Below are 17,212 nucleotides of genomic sequence, written 5' to 3' on the forward strand. Positions count from 1 at the left end.
CCGAAGCGGAAGACTGATCACCCGCTATTTGCGCTGACCGCATCACGAAGCATTTTGGTGCGGGGCTGCAGGCGCGCGACGGCCGGCGCGAAGACCGAAATCGCCTTCGGGTGGACCTTGAAATGCGCCGGCGTCGAGGTGACGATCTCACCGTCAGTGTTCACCGGCATCGGCCTTTTCGTCTCGATGTCGAACTCGACGCATCTGGCCGTGCGAACCTCGCTCCAGGCGCCGTGTGTGCCTGAGCGGAACGAGCGCAGCATAAGCGCCATTTTCCAGAGATTCGTCATTTCCAGGCTGTACAGGTCGAGATGGCCGTCATCGATCTCCGCCGTCTCCTCGACGACGTTGCCGCCGCCATAGTGCCGGCCGTTGCCGACCGCTATCTGGTAGGTCTCGACTTCGGTCGTTACGCCCTTTTCGGTAATCCTTGCTTCGAAGTGGCCAGCCTTGGTCAACACTTTCATGGCAGCCAAGGCATAGCCAAACCTGCCGAAACGCTTCTTCAGCGCCGGGTCGAGACCCTGGGCAAGGTCGGTGCTGATGCCGATGCTCGCAACGTTGAAGAAAGCGTGACCATTGACGGTCCCGACATCGATCAGACGCCTTCCGCCCTGTACAATCACGTCGGCAGCCTTCAGCAGATCCAACGGTATTTCGAGGGTGCGCGCCAGATCGTTCGCCGTCCCCATCGGAATGATGCCCATCGGCAGCCCGCTTTCCATGGCCGCGACCGCCGCCGAGGACACCGAGCCATCGCCGCCGCACACGATCACAAGGTCGGCCCTATGGCGAAGGCGCACGATGTCGCGTGCTATCTCGGGCAGCGCCTCAAACGTCTCGACGGTGACGCGAAGCCCACCGGCCTGCAGCCGCTCGACGACCGGTGCCATAGATTCCTGCCCGCGTCGCGCCTTTGAATTGACGAGCAGAAGCGCGCGTCTGGTCGTGATTTCGTTCATGCGGCGTAGATAGGGTGCTTGCCTGCGGATTACGACGCCAACAGGCGCGCCTGGGAAGACCCAGAGTTGAATTTTCGTAACAGCCCGAATTGCTGGTTGTCACATCCGATCAGGAATCGGCACAGTTGAGGACGCTGTGTGCACGTATCCACCGCGGCCAACTTGGCCGAACCTGACGCTCGAACATCCCTCGTAGGTCGACTTCTCAATCTCGACCGTCGATCAATCGAAATTTAGGTTTCATGACCTGTTCAGAGCGGTTTCCCGATCCATTTTGCCAGGATGCCAACGACGCCCTCCCGGAACAACAGCACTGCGACAACGAAGATGGTGCCCTGGGCGATCGTGACCCAGTCGCCAAATGTCGCGAGGTAATTCTGCATCGTGACGATAACTGCCGCGCCGACGATAGGTCCGAACACCGTGCCCATGCCACCCAAGAGCGTCATCAGCACGACCTCGCCGGACATGGTCCAGTAGACGTCGGTAAGTGACGCCAATTGGAACACGATCGCCTTGGTTGCGCCGGCAACGCCGGCGAGCGCGGCTGACAACACGAATACGGTGAGCTTGTAGCGGTTGACCCGATAGCCCAGCGATATCGCGCGGGGCTCGTTCTCGCGGATCGCCTTCAACACCTGCCCAAACGGCGAATGGATGATCCGGTAGATCAGCAATATGCCGGCGAAAAAGATGGCGAGCACGAAAAAATAGAGCAATTCGTTTGAGCGCAGGTCGATCAGTCCAAACAAATAGCCGCGCGGGACGGCCTGGATGCCGTCCTCGCCGCCGGTAAACGCTGCCTGCAGCGAGAAGAAATAGACCATCTGCGCAAAAGCCAGCGTCACCATGGCGAAATAGATGCCGTGGCGGCGAATGGCGAGGGAGCCGATGGCGAGACCGAGCACGGCTGCCACCAGTGTGCCCGCGATAATGGCAAGTTCGGGCGTCAAACCCCACACCTTTGCCGCATGGGCCGAGACGTAGCTCGCCATGCCGAAATAGGCAGCGTGGCCGAAGGATAGGAGCCCGCCATAGCCGAGCAACAGGTTGAAGGCGCAGGCAAACAGCGCGAAGCACAGCACCTTCATGACAAAGATTGGATAGAGCAGAAAAGGCGCGGCGATGAGGAAGACGAAAAGCGCGGCGAAGATCGCAAGGTGATGGCGTGGCATGCCGGCGGCGCCAACGGACGTGACGGCCGTCATGGCAATCGGGTTGGTGTCGGTTACCATCACGCGCTCCGCCCAAACAGGCCGGCGGGCTTGACCAGCAGCACCAGCGCCATGATGACAAAAATCACCACGGCCGAGCCTTCCGGATAGAACACGCGGGTCAGACCTTCGATCAGCCCAAGCCCGAAACCGGTGAGGATCGAGCCCAGGATCGAGCCCATGCCGCCGATGACGACGACGGCGAAGACGACGATGATCAGGTCTGCGCCCATGTTCGGATTGACTGCGTATATCGGTGCGGCGAGCACGCCGGCGAAACCGGCGAGCGCGACGCCGAAACCATATGTGAGCGTGACCAGCAGCGGCACGTTGATGCCGAACGCACCGACCATGGTCGGGTTCTCGGTCGCTGCCCTGAGATAGGCGCCAAGTCGGGTCTTTTCGATGATGAACCAGGTCGCGAGGCACACGATGAGTGAGGCCACAATCACCCAGGCGCGCGAATTGGGCAGGTACATGAAGCCGAGATTGTGCCCCCCCGTTAGAAGCGGCGGCGGCGGGTAGGGCAGGCCAGATACGCCGAAAAACTGGCGGAAGAAGCCGACGATGATCAGCGCCAGGCCGAAGGTGAGCAGCAGCCCGTAGAGATGGTCGAGGTGATAGAGCCGTCGGATCAACACGCGCTCGAGCACGATGCCGGTGAGGCCGACGATCGGCGGAACGATGAACACAGCCCACCAGTAACTGACGCCGAGATAGTTGAGCAGCATCCAGGCGCCGAAGGCGCCCAGCATGTACTGCGCACCATGCGTGAAATTGATGATGTTCAAGAGACCGAAGATGACCGCCAGCCCGAGGCTCAAAACCGCATAGAAGGACCCATTGATCAGCCCGAGCAGCAATTGGCCGAACAGGACCTGTGGCGGAATTCCAAGGAGTTCGAACATGGTCGCTCCAGTTGACTTGTCGACGAGAGGACGCGCCGAGCGGTTCGGCGCGTCGTTGGCGAGGCCCGCTTATTTGACGAGCGGACAGCCGCCGTCGGCGAGCGGGCGGAACGCCTTGTCGGCCGGAATGGTGGCCACGGTCTCGAAATAATCCCATGCCCCCTTCGATTGGTCCGGCTTCTTGACGCGGAACAGGTACATCTCGTGCAGCTTGCGCCCGTCCGCGCGGATCGTACCCTTGCCAAACAGCGGATCGTCCGTCGGCATTTCCTTCATCTTGGCCATCACCTTGGCCGCATCCTTGTCGCCAACGGCCTCGACGGCCTTAAGGTAATGCAGCACCGAAGCGTAGACTCCGGCCTCGATCATCGAAGGCTTCTGTCCGCTGTTCCGCTCCTGGAAGCGGGCAGAGAATTCACGCGTCTGATCGTTCTTGTCCCAGTAGAATGCGCCGGTAAGCACGAGGCCTTGCGCCACTTCGAGGCTAAGCGCATGCACGTCATTGATAAACATCAAAAGGGCGGCGAGCGACTGGCCGCCCTGCGTGATGCCGAATTCCGACGCCTGCTTGACCGCGTTGATGGTGTCGCCGCCGGCATTGGCGAGGCCGACGACCTTGGCACCCGACCCTTGCGCCTGCAGCAGGAAGGACGAGAAATCCTGGCCGGGGAAAGGATGACGCACGGCGCCGAGAACCTTGCCGCCCGATGCTTCCACGACCGCCGACGTATCGCGCTCGAGCGCATGGCCGAAGGCATAGTCGGCTGTGACGAAGAACCATGTATCGCCACCCTGCGCGACCATCGCCGAACCCGTGCCGTTGGCAAGCGCCCAGGTGTCGTAGGTCCAGTGGACGGTGTTGGGCGAACAGGCCTTGCCGGTGAGGTCGGACGAGGCCGGACCCGAGGCGAGGAAGATCTTGTTCTTCTCCTTGGTGATCTCGTTGACGGCGAGCGCCACCGACGAGGTTGGCACGTCGGCGATCACGTCGACATTTTCGGTGTCGTACCACTGGCGGGCGATGTTCGAGCCGACGTCCGGCTTGTTCTGGTGGTCCGCGGAGACGATCGATACGTTGATGCCCTTGTCGGTCGCCTTGAAGTCTTCCGCCGCCATCTGGGCCGCGATGACCGAGCCTTCGCCGGCGATGTCTGCATAGATGCCGGAACGGTCATTCAGAACGCCGATCTTGACATCCGTGGCGTAGGCTGCGCCGGCCGACAAAAGGCTCGCCAGTGAAGCCAGAATGAACCCTGTTGCTTTCATCACTACTCTCCTCCGATTGCGGCGCGACGCGCCCGTTGATGGCTGTCTCAGACACCGAGATAGGCGTGCAGCTTGTCAATGTTGGCGTCGAGTTCGCGGTTGGGAATCATGTCGATCACGCGCCCCTGCTCCACCACGTAATGACGGTCCGCGACCAATGCGGCGAAATGAAAATTCTGTTCGACGAGCACGATCGTGAATCCCTCGTCCTTGAGCCGGGCAATGGTGCGGCCGATCTGCTGCACGATGACGGGCGCAAGCCCCTCGGTCGGCTCGTCGAGCAGCAAGAGCTTCGCGCCCGTCCGCAAGATCCGGCCGATGGCCAGCATCTGCTGCTCGCCGCCCGAAAGCTTGGTGCCTTGGCTCGAAAGCCGCTCCTTCAGGTGCGGGAAGAGCTCGAAAATCTGCTCGACGGTGAGCCCGCCGGGGCGCACCTGCGGCGGCAGCATTAGATTCTCCTCGACCGAGAGGCTTGAGAAGATCGCGCGCTCCTCTGGGCAGTAGGCGATGCCCATCCGTGCGATCAACCGCGACGGCAGCTTGATCGTCTCCCGGCCGTCGTAGGTGACCGATCCCGAGCGCCTGGACAGGATGCCCATGACCGCCTTCAGCGTCGTCGTCTTGCCGGCGCCGTTGCGGCCGAGCAGCGTCACCACTTCACCTTCGCCAACCTCGAAACTCAGGCCGTGAAGCACATGGCTCTCGCCGTACCAGCCCTGCAGGCCATCGACACGCAGGAGGGGTCTCTCCGAGGGGGCAGCAGCCGGCCTGCTCGTAAGTCCAACTTCAGACATGTCCGGCCCCGATATAGGCTTCGATAACACGCGGATCTTTGGAAACCGCGGCATAGTCGCCTTCGGCGAGGACTTTGCCGCGCGCGAGCACGGTGATGCGGTTCGACAGCGAGGCTACGACCGACAGATTGTGCTCAACCATCAAAATAGTGCGGTTCTTGGAGATGCGCCGGATCAGCGCCGAGATCCGCTCGATGTCTTCTTGCGCCATGCCGGCCATAGGCTCATCGAGCAGCAGCATTTCAGGGTTCAGCGCCAGCGTCGTCGCGATCTCAAGCGCGCGCTTGCGGCCGTAGGACAGATCGCTAGCGCGGATATCGGAAAACTCGGTCAGGCCGACATCGGCGAGAAGAGCCGCGGCCTCGCTATTGAATGTGGACAGCAGTTTCTCGGAACGCCAGAAATCGAAACTGTCGCCGCGCCGGCGCTGCAGCGCGATGCGGACATTCTCCAGTGCCGTCATGTGCGGAAACACCGCCGATATCTGGAAGGAGCGCACAAGGCCCAAGCGCGCGATGTCGGCTGGTTGCATCCTGGTGATGTCCCGGCCCTGGTAGCGGATTGCGCCGCGCGTCGGCTGGAGGAATTTGGTCAGCAAGTTGAAGAGGGTCGTCTTGCCTGCGCCGTTGGGGCCGATCAGCGCGTGGATCGATCCTCGCTCGACCGTCAGGTCGACATTATTGACAGCGACGAAACCCTTAAATTCCTTAGTCAATCCCACTGCTTCGAGGATCGCTCCGGAATTCATGCGCGGGAGCCTTCGCCGTTCATCGACGTGAAACGTGGAACCGCGCTGCGAGGCTGTCCGCCCCCAGGGTGACTTCCATGGTTTCCTCCCGTGGCACTCCCACCCGCAACAAACGACCTAATGCACATCGCGTCAAGGCTGCAATTTTTCAGATGCTCGAACTTCGTGAAACGCTCAGTCACTGTCCTTGGCACAGGATCGCCTGGAGAAGCTGGCGAGCGGTTGGTATCACATCCGATCGGGAGGCAAATTGACCGCAGTCAACCTCGATATCCCGATCTCATCTGCGACGCGCTAGTGCGGGGTCAAGTCCAATGACGCCATTGAGAGCCTTCTGGTTCGGATCGTTCGCCTGCACCGCCGCAGCATCAATGTCGAAACGTAGCAAATCCAGCTCAGTCGCTGGCGATCGTGCGATGTGGGCCTTGGAAAGCACGGCTGCGGTCACGCGCCTATCAGCATCAAGACCATTACCGATCGTTGCGACATTGGCCGCAGGAAAGGCTTGACGTTATCAAATCCAAGTGCGCTACTTGATCCGTAGCTAAGGTATAAATTCCATTGATATGGAATGTAGCGCGCGGGCATGGCGTGTTGGGAGTCAGCGAGTGTCTCGCAATCAAGACGACCGCAAGCCATGGCCTCGCCTGAAGCTCCTTCGAAGCTACGGCTTACGAGCGAAACTGGTTGGTCAGGAGCCTAGTTGGTCTTCAACTGGCCGACTCGGTTTTCGGCAATCCAGCGGGCGGCAAGCACCAATGCTCCCATACTGAAATCCTTGCCATGCTTGGCCACCATTTCTTCCGACAGTTTGGCGAGCCGGTCGAAAAATTCGTCCTTGCTCTCGTCCTCGGGGGTGGGTTCGGTTTGCATTTGGTGCTCCTGTTGCATGCGGCCTGCCTTTGCTATTTGAACATCGACGCGGGAAAGGTGACGATCGCGGCGGTGCCGTCGACGGTGCCCACCGCCAGGTGCTGTCCGTCACTGGACCAGGCAAGCGCGGTCACCGCGCTGCCCAGGGGTCTGACGAGGAGTTCGTCCCGCGCGCCGATCTGGGCGATGGTGATCCGACCGTTGGCATAGCCGGCCGCAATCAGTTTTTTCTCCGGGTGCGCAGCCACTGTCTCGACCGGAACCAGCCCGGCGCGACCAGTCTCCAGCGCGCCGGAGATTTCGCCGTCAAGTGGCGGCGCGGTCATCGACCAGCCGGCGATCCGGAAGGCGCCCGATGCAAACAGCGCATTCTCCGGCAGGCTCCAGCACACCGTCCGGACCGGGGATGGAAATCCCGCGATAATGCCAGTGCGGCCATCGGCTATGCACACCAGGGCAAAGCCTCCGGCTTCGAGCCCACAGGCCAGCCAGGTGCCGTCGCCACTCCAGCGGATCGATATCGGACGCGCTGAAAAGGCGATATCGCGTATCAGGGTGGTGTCGCCATCGACCATCCAGATCGACAATCCGTCGTCCAGGCTATGGGCGAGGCGCCTTCCGCCTGGCGAAAAGGCAAGCGCATCCGTGGACGGTGTCGTACCGTGTCGCAGTCGCACCGCATCGCCTTGGCCTCGTGCCAGGAAGACATCCTGCCCGTTGCTGACGGCTGTGATGGCTGTGCGGGGGCTGTGGTCGACGGCGACGACCGGCCCGTCGATCTTGACCAGCGTCTCCATCACATTGCCGTCCGCGGCCAGATGCACCGCTTCGCCAGCCGCCGTTCCAACGAGGAAGCCGGAGGAAAGGTAGTTGGCGAGCGGAACGTCGCCATCTCCCAACACAGCAGTGGCTATCAATGGCAACGGAAATTTTTCCCTTGGGCGGATCGTCGTCTGGCCGAGATCGCCGCTCACCCTGATCCGCGACTGCGGCGGTTCCTGGTCGGCGACCGCGGCTATGGCGACCGTTCCATCGACGCAGGCGAAGGCGACAGTCGAGTCATCGGCGCTAAAGCGCAGATCGGCGATCGCCGACGGACGACGCCAGCTTCTCGCCAGCAGGTCGAACAAGGTCAGGTTCTGTATCGCGTGCTGGTTCATGGCGATTCCCTTCGTCAGTTTCCATCCGTCGCCGCGAGGCTGCGATCGACGTCCTCGACGTCACCTTCCGCGGCGACGATGCTGTCCTCACATGCCGCGCATTCGTGCATGACTGCCGCGGCTTTCTCCTGCGCTTCATGCAAGTCCCGCACCAGTTGCGCGCTGACGCCGTTCCTGCCGATTTCGAGTTCCAGGCGCAGCACTTCCATCTCGATACCGGCGCGTTTCTGATTGAGCCGCAGCGCCTCGGCAGTGAGCGCGGAGACGTTGGCGACGAGATCGAGCCGGCGGGCGAGCAACGCGTCACGCCTGGTAGTTTGGCCCATCGGGTCCTCCTGTCATTTTTCGCCCAGCCATCGGTCAGGCTGGCTTTTCGAAAGCCGACAGCAATTTGGACAATGTTCCGGCCTGCGAATGGAACTGTCTTTCAGCCGTTTCGATGTGGCTCTTGAGCTGATCCCAGATGTCGACCCGGATCATCGAAGTCGTATCGCCGGTGAGGCGCTCGATCTCGTCGACGCGGAACTGGCGTGACAGCGAAACGCCGGAAAACACGAATTCCCGCAACAGAATCGCGTGGTTCTCGATGAACAGATGGATCATCGGATGCGTTTCCGTGGTGACGCCGCCGGCGGCAAGCTCGGCCCGGATGAAGTCCTGGAAGTGGCTCTGGAGGCGATGTTGGCTCTCGCCCATGAAGCGCATCACAAAGACCAGATCGCGGGGCATCAGCCTGACAAGTTCGCCGGTGACGCCATCGGCTTGGCTGGACATTGGCTCGGGCGGTCTTCGGCTGTCTTTATCGTTCGGCACGGTCTCTCTCCAGCGCGAGGCCCGTCCATGGGCCGTCGCCTTCAAATAGTAGAGAAAGACGAAGAATTGAATAGATGATATTTGTTTTCGAACTTGCTGCATCTGCGAACTAGACGTATTGCAATTGCGAATAGATATTAGATATTACAGGCGTACGTTACAAATGTAAAAGAACGTTACATTTGGCTATCTGCCCGTATGCCGAAAGAGCAGCGATTTTGTTTTGAGCCCTTGCCATGGGTGCTATTTTCAAATTGGCACGGCGCTTGCTTTGTACATTTCCACAAGAAGCCCATCGCGCTTTGACGCGGTGCCAAAAGAACGAAGGAACGGAGGAAGCAGGGACAAGTCACGTCCGCTTCGATACGCCCATCGCACATGCGGTTGGCGCCGCGGGCCCTGCCAGCCGCCTAACACCTTTGCCGCGATCCACTTGAACGGCCGGACCATGAGTCGCGCCTGATGCGCAACCCTTTGTCGTGCCGCTCGCATTCTCACTGGCGGTGCTGTGCCGCCGCTTCATGCCGGGGTCAAGGGACCTGCGGCTCAAACCTGGTGGAGGCTTATGACCATGACGTCTCTGACGCTCAACAAGATTACCTCGCAACGCGGAATCTCCGTGGGCGAGGCAACCAAGAAGATTGCCGATCTCGGCTGGAACCCTTCCTACGTCCAGGAAGCGATGACGTTTCCGACGGACTACAAGATCAACAAGACGCCGCGCGACCCGATGAAACAGGTTCTGCGATCCTACTTCCCGATGCAGGAAGAGAAGGACAATCGTGTCTACGGTGCGCTCGACGCGGCGTTGCGCGGCGACATGTTCCGCAATGTGGAACCGCGCTGGGTCGAGTGGATGAAACTCTTCCTTGCGATCATTCCGTTCCCGGAAATTTCTGCTGCCCGCTCGATGGCGATGGTCGCCCGTATCGCGCCGGGCGAGGAGCTCAGAACCGGCTTCACCATGCAGATGATCGACGAGTTCCGCCACTCGACGATCCAGATGAACCTGAAGAAATGGTACATGGAAAACTACATCGATCCGGCCGGCTTCGACATCACCGAGGAAGCCTTCGGAAAATGCTACGCCACGACCATCGGCCGGCAGTTCGCGGAAGGCTTCATCACCGGCGACACCATGACCGCCGCCTGCATGTACCTGACCGTGGTCGCCGAGACCGCCTTCACCAACACGCTGTTTGTCGCCATGCCTTCGGAAGCCGCCCGTAACGGCGACTATGCGCTGCCGACCGTTTTTTTGTCGGTCCAGTCCGATGAGAGCCGGCATATCGGCAATGGCCATTCGCTGCTGATGGCGGCGCTCAAGGAGCCGGAAAACCACCTGCTGCTCGAGCGCGACCTGCGCTACGCCTTCTGGCAAAACCACGCGATCGTCGATGCAGCCATCGGCACCTTCATCGAATACGGCACCACCAACCGCGACAAGAACAAGGAGTCCTACGCGGAAATGTGGCACCGCTGGATCTATGAGGACTACTACCGCACCTACATGCTGCCGCTCGAGAAATACGGCATCAAGGTCCATCACGACGACGTCCAGGCGGCCTGGGAACGCATCACCAAGAAGAACTACGTCCACAAGGTCGGACAGTTCTTCGCGGTCGGCTGGCCGGTCAATTTCTGGCGTATCGAAGCCCAGACCGACAAGGACTTCGAGTGGTTCGAGCATAAGTATCCGGGCTGGTATGCCGAGTTCGGCGATTTCTGGAAATGGTACGCCAAGCTTAGCCACAAGGGCGAGAAGGTGCTGCTCTTCAACAGCGACGTGGGCTACGTCTATCCACACCGCTGCTGGTCCTGCCTTGTTCCCTGCCTGATCCGCGAAGACATGGTGGTCGGCGAGATCGACGGCCAGTTGCACACCTTCGCCCACGAACTCGACAAGTGGACCGCGACCGTGGCCTTCGCCGACGAGTATGAGGGCCGTCCGACACCCGCGATGGGCCGCTTCAGCGGCAAGCGCGAATGGGAGACGCTCTATGACGGCTGGGATTTGGCCGATGCCATCAAGGACCTGAACTTCGTCCGCTCCGATGGCAAGACGCTCGTACCGCAGCCGCATATGCGCTTCGACGACAAGGAGATGTGGACGTTGGACGACGTGCGCGGCAACACGCTGGGATCGCCGTTGAACGCGCTCCGCGGCATGACGCCGGAAGGACGCGCGCAGCACCTGGCAGACTACGCCAAGGGCTTCACCATCAATCCCTGCAACTGATCAGGCCAAGGGGGCGGGTTCGTCCCGCCCTCTCTTTCATTGGAGGTCCGTATGTCGGAAACCCACACGGTCAGGCTCAGCCCAGTCGGCGTCGAATTCGACGTCGAGCATGGCGAGACGGTGCTCAACGCCGCTTTCCGCCAGGGCATCGCCCTGCCGCACGGCTGCAAGGAAGGGCAATGCTCGGCCTGCAAGAGCGTGTTGCTCGATGGCGAAGTCGACATGCTCAAATACTCGACCTTCGCACTGAACGACATGGAGAAGGAGAGCGGCCACGTCCTTTTGTGCCGCTGCATCGCCTACTCCGATCTGGAAGTCGAGCTTCTCAACTACGACGAGGAGATTTTGGCGAAAGCGATCGCCGTGAAGACGTTCAAGGGCCGGATTGCTCTGATCGAGCACCTGACCCACGACATTCGCGGCATCGAGATCGAACTCGGCTCGCCGATAAAGTTCTGGGCGGGGCAATATGTCGACATCACGGTTACCACGGAAAAGGGGGAGACGATTACGCGCTCGTTCTCCATGGCAAATACGCCGGACCAAACCCAAAAACTCTGCTTCATCATCAAAAAATACCCCGAGGGAAAGTTCTCCGGAGAACTCGATTCCGGAGGAATCAAGCTCGGAGCCGAAGTCACCGTCGTCGGACCCTACGGAACCTGTTTCCGACGCGACGAACGGCAAGGACCCCTGATCCTGGTCGGCGCCGGATCGGGCATGTCGCCGATCTGGTCGATCCTCAACGACCATCTGAAGAGCGGCGAGAAACGCCCTGTCTATTTCTTCTACGGTGCCAGGACGCGCAACGACCTGTTCTATCTCGACAGGATCGCCGAGCTGATCGGTCAGCATTCGGATGTCACTTTCATTCCCGTGCTGTCGCACGCGACAGACGACGCCGAATGGGAAGGCGAACGCGGTTTCGTGCACCAGAGTGTCGACGCCAAGCTCAAGCAATTGGCGGTCGACGGACAGGGCGATGTCCATGCCTGTGGCCCGCCACCGATGATCGATGCGCTTCAGCCGGTTCTGTTCATGAACGGGTTCGAGACGGAGCGGATCTTCTTCGACAAGTTCACCACATCGGCAGGTGCAACACCGGCCCACTGAGGGGCGGCAACGCAACTGCAACCACAACTGCAACAAGGGAGTGAAGACTATGCCAGCTACCTCGAGTTCAGTCGGGTCCGGAGCCGCCGGCGCGGCGATCTTTGCCGACTCCGACAGCCGGAAGTACCGGTATTTCGACCCGAAGGGCCAGCGCGCCACCCACTATGAGGACATGACAGTCGACGTGCAGCCTGACCCGGAGCGTTACCTGATCCAGGACTGGATCATCTCTTTTGCCGACGGCAAGGGCGCTTATGTCAAGCAGAACACCGCCGCTCAGAGCTCCAACTGGCATGCCTTCCGCGCCCCCGATCAGGAGTGGGAACGCACGCACTACCAACGCCAGTCGAAAATCGAGACGATGGTACAGAGCGTCATCAACAACGCCCGCAAGTCGGGGGCGCCTAAGACATTCGACAAGGCCTGGATCAAGATTCTGCAGACGCAGCTCGGCGCCTGGAAGCACGCCGAATTCGGGCTCGGCACCTCGTTGATGCAGGCGCAGCGCTACGGCTACACCCAGATGATCAACAACGCCACGCTGACCAACTCGTCTTACAAGCTGCGGCTTGCCCAGGACATCACGCTCTACCTTGCCGAGATCGGCATGGACCTTCCCGGCTGGGACGACGAACTCGGCAAGACGGCCTGGCTCGAGGACAACAACTGGCAAGGCACCCGCGAAGCGGTCGAGACCATCATGGGCGCGACCGACTATCTCGAACAGTACTTCGCCATCAACATCGTCTTCGAACCGCTGGTCGGGGAAGCATTCCGCTCAGGCTTCCTGATGCAGATCGCCGCCGCAAACCACGACTTCATCACGCCTGCGGTGATCTCGGCAGCCGAGGCCGACTACGAGCGCAATCTCGCCAACACGATCGACCTCATGCACATGCTCGCCAACGACGAGAAGCATGGCGCGGCGAACAAGAAGCTCTTCCAGGGCTGGGTCAAGAAGCACGGCGCGCTCGCCGACAAGGCAGCCATCGGCCTGCAGCCGATCTGGTCGATGCCGCATTCAAAGCCGGTCGCTTTCTCGGATGTCCGTGCCAAGTCCGAGGAACGGATTGATCAGATACTCGGCGAACTTGGCCTCAAGCGCTGACACAGGGAGAAACTGTCATGTCAACTGCAGCACGCGACGCATCGCAATCCAACATTTTCAGGTCGATGAAGGACATCACCTTCGAACAGACGATTTCGCACCAGTGCGGCGTCACCATGAACGACTCGGTGGAAGCCAGGGCCATCGCTGAATTCATGGGCCTGAAGCCGAACGTAACGGTCACCTACCAACCGGCGATGATCCGCATCGATGGCACCGGCAAGCTGATCTTCAAGATGGACGAGATCAGCGAATATCTCGGCCGCGAGATGACGGCGGAAACCTTCGAGGTCAACAGCTCGACCCACTACGGACGGATGGTGCGCATCGACGACAACACCGTGATCCTGTTCGGCAACATGGATGAGATGTTCGAATACATCGAATAGACGCTCCAGAAAATCAGGCGCGCCGCCTGGCTGCGGCGCGCCGAACCGATCAATCGCACATCTTGTGGAGGTAGAAATGTTTAGAACACCAGAAGGCAAGGATATTTTCATTGTCGATGGCCATACCCATTTCTGGGACGGCAGCCCGGAGAACCAGAAAAATATCCACGGCAAGCAGTTCATCGAGTGCTTCTATGCCTATCACACCGGGCTGAGCCCCAAGGACCAGCTGTGGGAGAAGAGCAAGTTCGAGAAGTACAGCGCCGACGATCTCTATCGCGACCTGTTCATCGACGGCCCCGATGATGTGGCGATCGTCCAGTCGACCTATCTCAAGGACTTCTACAAGAACGGCTTCAACACGATCGAGCGCAACGCCGAGGTGGCCAAGCTCTATCCCGAACGGTTCATCGTCAACGGCGCCTTCGATCCGCGCGATGGTGAGAAGGCGCTTGAGTACATCCACTTCCTCAAGGAGACCTACGACGTCAAGGGCGTGAAGATGTACACGGCCGAATGGAACGGGGCTTCCAAGGGCTGGAAGCTCACGGATCCCGATGCCTACAAATGCTTCGAACTCTGCGACAAACTCGGCATCAGGAATATCCATGTCCACAAAGGGCCGACAATCCTGCCGCTCAGCAAGGATGCGTTCGACGTGCATGACGTCGACCATGCGGCGACTGACTTCCAGGGCCTCAACTGGATCATCGAGCATTGCGGCCTGCCGCGCCTCGACGATTTCTGCTGGATCGCAACGCAAGAAACCAACGTCTATGGTGGGCTTGCGGTAGCGCTGCCCTTCATCCATTCGCGCCCGCGCTATTTCGGCGAGGTCATCGCCGAACTGCTTTTCTGGATCGGCCCGGAAAAAATCCTTTTCGGTTCCGACTACGCGATCTGGACGCCGCGCTGGCTGGTCGAGAAGTTCTGGGCCTATCAGATCCCAGAGGACATCGCCGCCGAACGCGGTGTGCAACTGACCGACGAGATCAAGGAGAAGATCCTGGGCCTCAATGCGGCGCGTCTCTACAACATCGACATCGAAGCCAAGAAGACGGCGCTCGCCAGTTCGCCCTTCAGCATCGCGGCGGAGTAGGGGCCATGGCAACTGCCAGCGTTTCCGGCAACCGCGAGAAGGAACTCTGGCGGCGCCTTGGTGAGGTCAACGACCCGGAGCTCGACGAACCGATTACCGAGATGGGCTTCGTCGAGCGGGCCGAAATGACGAGCGATGGCAGTGTGGAGATCGACCTCCGCCTGCCGACCTACTGGTGCTCGCCCAACTTCGCGTTCCTCATGCTGGACGGCGTCCGCAAGGCGCTCGACCAGCTCTCCTGGGCGCCGGCCTATCGCGTCAAGCTGCACGATCACATGTTCGCGGAAGAGGTCAATCGCGGCATGGAAGCCGGCAAGACATTCGGCGATGTCTTCGCCGTACTTGCCGAGGATCAGGATCTTGGCGGCTTGCGTGAGACCTTCAGGATGAAGGCGTTCAAGCGGCGCCAGGAGGCGGTCCTGCGCGGCCTGCGGCAGCACGGCCTGACCGATCGAGAGATCCTCGGCATGGACCTGCCGGCATATGACGTCGCACGGTTCGAACCGGGCGAGGCGGCCAAACAGAAGCCGAGATACAGGGCGGCTCTGCTTGAGCGTTTTCCCGACCGCCAGGCGGATGATCCTGTCTTCGTGACTTGGGAAGGCCAGAAAATACCACCTGCGGCGCTCGGTGCCCATCTCGCCGAACTGCGCGGCGTGCGCATCAACATGGAGTTCAACGGCGCGCTGTGCCGTGGGCTCAAGCAGACCAGATACAAGGAACTGGATGTGGTCGACGGCGAACCGACGCTGGTCGATTTCATCATGGATCGCGTGCCGGCACGAACCGCGCCGACCGCCTGAAGCAGAGCTGAAACAACGGCCTCCCTCGCACGAGGCCCCTAACCAACAACCCGCCCGTAAGGCGGAAGGAGAAACCATGCCCAAAATAATGCTTCACAATTCCGAAGCGCGCCGTGCACTTGCCCGTGGTGTCTTTCGGCTGGCCGCTGCCGTCGAGCCGACACTCGGCCCCAAAGGCATGAACGCCATGATCGACCGGCCGATCGGCACGCCGATGGTGACCCGTGACGGCGTCAGCATTGCCTCCGAGATCGAATTGCACGACCGTTTCGAAAACATGGGCGCGCAGGTCGTGCGCGAAGTGTCGATGCAGACCAATGAGGTCGCCGGCGACGGCACCACGACTGCCATCGTGCTCGCCAATGCGCTCATCCAGGGCGGTGTGGAGGCGAATGAACGAGGCGCGAAACCCGTCGATCTCTGCAAGGGCATCGATCTTGCCGTGGCAGCGGTGGTGGCGGCGCTCAAGGCTTCGGCCAAGCCCGCCAAGGGCAACGGCATTCTCGCTTCGGTCGCCAACATTGCGGCGACCGATACCAAGCTTGGCGCGCTGGTGGCGGAAGCCCATCAGCGGGTAGGGGCCGAAGGCGTCATCACCACTGACTTCAGCGTGACGACCGAGACCACGCTGGATGTGGTCGAGGGCATGTCCTTCGAACGCGGCTATCTTTCGCACCACATGGTCACCGATCAAGAGAAGATGGAGGCTGTTCTCGAACGACCCTACATCCTGATGACCGATCTCAAGATCAAGGAGCCTGAGGCGCTGGATGCGGCTCGTCGCATTGCCGACGAGGCCGGTCGGCCGCTGCTGATCGTGTCCGAGGAAATGTCGCCGGAAGTTGTGGTAACTCTGCTCGGCAAGCACGGACCGGGAAAATACCTCGTGGTCCATCCGCCGGAATATGGCCATTGGCGCAAGGCGATGATGGAGGATCTGGCGATCATCACCGGCGGCAAGGTGATCGCGCGCGACCTCGGCGGCCGGCTGGAGGACATCACCGCCGACGATCTTGGAACGGCTGACCGGGTGAAGACCAGTTCATCCTATACCTCGATCATCCGCGGGGGCGGCGACCATGCGGCAGTCGCATCGCGCCGCGCCCAGGTGCAGCGGCAGTATGAAGCCTCGCCGCCGAACATCGACCAGGACAAGTTGCGCGAACGCCTGGCCAAGCTCTCTGGTGGCACCGCGATCCTTTATGCCGGCGGTGTAACGCCGGTCGAGCAGAAGCGAACCATACAGCTCATCGAGGATTCGCTGAATGCGGTGCGCGCCGCATGCGAAGAGGGCGTGGTTGCCGGTGGCGGCTCGGCGCTTGCCCAGATCGCACCGCTGCTCGACAAGGTGGCGGCCGGCGTCGACGGCGATGTCGCCGAAGGCGTGCGACTAGTGCGGTCGGTGCTGTCGCGGCCGCTGTGGCGTATCGCCGCCAATGCCGGCGCCGATCCCGAGGCAGTCGTGGCGGAAGTCACGCGCATCAACGGCGGCTACGGCTACAACGCTTCTGTCGGCAGCTACCAGAACATGTTCGAGGCAGGGATCATCGATCCGGTCCGCGTCACCTACACAGCACTCGCCAACGCAGCTTCGGTGGCGACGCTGATCCTGACCACCGAAACGCTGATTGGTCATCTCGCCGAGGACGAGGACCCGACGGCCGGACCGGCGCGCGGCGGCGGCTCTGAGAAGCTCGGCCGCGCCTGAAGCAATCCGAACAAT

General features: G+C 60.8%; 17 protein-coding genes. 7 read left to right on the forward strand and 10 right to left on the reverse strand.

What is annotated here, in order from left to right:
* Positions 1–17 precede the first annotated feature (17 nt).
* From CIT25_RS20205 to CIT25_RS20250, 10 genes are all read right to left on the reverse strand, one after another.
* Positions 18–962, reverse strand: coding sequence for a lipid kinase (locus CIT25_RS20205; RefSeq protein ID WP_095486282.1), 945 nt, complete (start codon positions 960–962; stop codon positions 18–20).
* A 251-nt stretch (positions 963–1,213) separates the two neighbouring features.
* Positions 1,214–2,137 (reverse strand): branched-chain amino acid ABC transporter permease, encoded by a 924-nt coding sequence (locus CIT25_RS20210; protein WP_245329937.1) that lies wholly within the window; start codon positions 2,135–2,137, stop codon positions 1,214–1,216.
* Positions 2,138–2,196: 59 nt separating this feature from the next.
* Complete coding sequence (locus tag CIT25_RS20215) at positions 2,197–3,084, reverse strand: branched-chain amino acid ABC transporter permease (protein ID WP_095486284.1); 888 nt, start codon at positions 3,082–3,084, stop codon at positions 2,197–2,199.
* A 69-nt stretch (positions 3,085–3,153) separates the two neighbouring features.
* Entirely contained in the window at positions 3,154–4,350 is a 1,197-nt protein-coding gene (locus tag CIT25_RS20220; protein ID WP_095486285.1) for an ABC transporter substrate-binding protein, read from the reverse strand.
* Between the two features lie 47 nt (positions 4,351–4,397).
* Positions 4,398–5,144, reverse strand: coding sequence for an ABC transporter ATP-binding protein (locus CIT25_RS20225; protein ID WP_095486286.1), 747 nt, complete (start codon positions 5,142–5,144; stop codon positions 4,398–4,400).
* Complete coding sequence (locus CIT25_RS20230; protein WP_095486287.1) at positions 5,137–5,892, reverse strand: ABC transporter ATP-binding protein; 756 nt, start codon at positions 5,890–5,892, stop codon at positions 5,137–5,139. The genes CIT25_RS20225 and CIT25_RS20230 overlap by 8 nt, the downstream gene beginning before the upstream one ends.
* Positions 5,893–6,591: 699 nt before the next feature.
* Positions 6,592–6,765 (reverse strand): hypothetical protein, encoded by a 174-nt coding sequence (locus CIT25_RS36895; RefSeq protein ID WP_164547015.1) that lies wholly within the window; start codon positions 6,763–6,765, stop codon positions 6,592–6,594.
* Positions 6,766–6,797: 32 nt separating this feature from the next.
* Complete coding sequence (locus tag CIT25_RS20240) at positions 6,798–7,925, reverse strand: WD40 repeat domain-containing protein (RefSeq protein WP_095486289.1); 1,128 nt, start codon at positions 7,923–7,925, stop codon at positions 6,798–6,800.
* 14 nt (positions 7,926–7,939) lie between these two features.
* Entirely contained in the window at positions 7,940–8,224 is a 285-nt protein-coding gene (locus CIT25_RS20245) for a hypothetical protein (RefSeq protein WP_126103117.1), read from the reverse strand.
* A gap of 61 nt (positions 8,225–8,285) precedes the next feature.
* Positions 8,286–8,738, reverse strand: a complete 453-nt coding sequence (locus CIT25_RS20250; RefSeq protein ID WP_095486585.1) for a hypothetical protein — start codon at positions 8,736–8,738, stop codon at positions 8,286–8,288.
* Positions 8,739–9,303: 565 nt separating this feature from the next.
* On the opposite strand from CIT25_RS20250, the gene CIT25_RS20255 reads away from it, so the two are divergent.
* The 7 genes from CIT25_RS20255 (at position 9,304) to groEL (ending at position 17,197) form a co-directional block, all read left to right on the forward strand.
* Positions 9,304–10,977: an aromatic/alkene/methane monooxygenase hydroxylase/oxygenase subunit alpha gene (locus CIT25_RS20255; RefSeq protein WP_206072969.1), complete on the forward strand. Its 1,674-nt coding sequence runs from the start codon at positions 9,304–9,306 to the stop codon at positions 10,975–10,977.
* Between the two features lie 51 nt (positions 10,978–11,028).
* Complete coding sequence (locus tag CIT25_RS20260; RefSeq protein ID WP_095486291.1) at positions 11,029–12,090, forward strand: NADH:ubiquinone reductase (Na(+)-transporting) subunit F; 1,062 nt, start codon at positions 11,029–11,031, stop codon at positions 12,088–12,090.
* Between the two features lie 49 nt (positions 12,091–12,139).
* Positions 12,140–13,198, forward strand: coding sequence for an aromatic/alkene monooxygenase hydroxylase subunit beta (locus CIT25_RS20265; RefSeq protein WP_095486292.1), 1,059 nt, complete (start codon positions 12,140–12,142; stop codon positions 13,196–13,198).
* A 17-nt stretch (positions 13,199–13,215) separates the two neighbouring features.
* Positions 13,216–13,587 (forward strand): MmoB/DmpM family protein, encoded by a 372-nt coding sequence (locus tag CIT25_RS20270; RefSeq protein WP_095486293.1) that lies wholly within the window; start codon positions 13,216–13,218, stop codon positions 13,585–13,587.
* Positions 13,588–13,663: 76 nt separating this feature from the next.
* The gene (locus tag CIT25_RS20275; protein ID WP_095486294.1) at positions 13,664–14,686 is read left to right on the forward strand and encodes an amidohydrolase family protein; all 1,023 of its coding nucleotides are present in this window, start codon (positions 13,664–13,666) and stop codon (positions 14,684–14,686) included.
* A gap of 5 nt (positions 14,687–14,691) precedes the next feature.
* A complete protein-coding gene (locus CIT25_RS20280; protein WP_095486295.1) occupies positions 14,692–15,489 on the forward strand; it encodes an iron-sulfur cluster assembly protein in 798 nt (265 codons plus the stop codon).
* A 76-nt stretch (positions 15,490–15,565) separates the two neighbouring features.
* The gene (gene groEL, locus CIT25_RS20285) at positions 15,566–17,197 is read left to right on the forward strand and encodes a molecular chaperone GroEL (protein WP_095486296.1); all 1,632 of its coding nucleotides are present in this window, start codon (positions 15,566–15,568) and stop codon (positions 17,195–17,197) included.
* The last annotated feature ends 15 nt before the right edge of the window (positions 17,198–17,212 follow it).

This window comes from Mesorhizobium mediterraneum (genome assembly GCF_002284565.1).
Lineage (GTDB): Bacteria > Pseudomonadota > Alphaproteobacteria > Rhizobiales > Rhizobiaceae > Mesorhizobium > Mesorhizobium mediterraneum.

What these genes read in the sequence shown, in the direction of transcription:
- CIT25_RS20230 (WP_095486287.1), bottom strand. Translation starts at nt 5,892, where the DNA reads ATGAATTCCGGAGCGATCCTCGAAGCAGTGGGATTGACTAAGGAATTT.
- CIT25_RS20210 (WP_245329937.1), bottom strand. Translation starts at nt 2,137, where the DNA reads ATGCCACGCCATCACCTTGCGATCTTCGCCGCGCTTTTCGTCTTCCTC.
- CIT25_RS20225 (WP_095486286.1), bottom strand. Translation starts at nt 5,144, where the DNA reads ATGTCTGAAGTTGGACTTACGAGCAGGCCGGCTGCTGCCCCCTCGGAG.
- CIT25_RS20280 (WP_095486295.1), top strand. Translation starts at nt 14,692, where the DNA reads ATGGCAACTGCCAGCGTTTCCGGCAACCGCGAGAAGGAACTCTGGCGG.
- CIT25_RS20220 (WP_095486285.1), bottom strand. Translation starts at nt 4,350, where the DNA reads ATGAAAGCAACAGGGTTCATTCTGGCTTCACTGGCGAGCCTTTTGTCG.
- CIT25_RS20260 (WP_095486291.1), top strand. Translation starts at nt 11,029, where the DNA reads ATGTCGGAAACCCACACGGTCAGGCTCAGCCCAGTCGGCGTCGAATTC.
- CIT25_RS20265 (WP_095486292.1), top strand. Translation starts at nt 12,140, where the DNA reads ATGCCAGCTACCTCGAGTTCAGTCGGGTCCGGAGCCGCCGGCGCGGCG.
- CIT25_RS20275 (WP_095486294.1), top strand. Translation starts at nt 13,664, where the DNA reads ATGTTTAGAACACCAGAAGGCAAGGATATTTTCATTGTCGATGGCCAT.
- CIT25_RS20205 (WP_095486282.1), bottom strand. Translation starts at nt 962, where the DNA reads ATGAACGAAATCACGACCAGACGCGCGCTTCTGCTCGTCAATTCAAAG.
- CIT25_RS20215 (WP_095486284.1), bottom strand. Translation starts at nt 3,084, where the DNA reads ATGTTCGAACTCCTTGGAATTCCGCCACAGGTCCTGTTCGGCCAATTG.
- CIT25_RS20270 (WP_095486293.1), top strand. Translation starts at nt 13,216, where the DNA reads ATGTCAACTGCAGCACGCGACGCATCGCAATCCAACATTTTCAGGTCG.
- CIT25_RS36895 (WP_164547015.1), bottom strand. Translation starts at nt 6,765, where the DNA reads ATGCAAACCGAACCCACCCCCGAGGACGAGAGCAAGGACGAATTTTTC.
- CIT25_RS20255 (WP_206072969.1), top strand. Translation starts at nt 9,304, where the DNA reads ATGACCATGACGTCTCTGACGCTCAACAAGATTACCTCGCAACGCGGA.
- groEL (WP_095486296.1), top strand. Translation starts at nt 15,566, where the DNA reads ATGCCCAAAATAATGCTTCACAATTCCGAAGCGCGCCGTGCACTTGCC.
- CIT25_RS20240 (WP_095486289.1), bottom strand. Translation starts at nt 7,925, where the DNA reads ATGAACCAGCACGCGATACAGAACCTGACCTTGTTCGACCTGCTGGCG.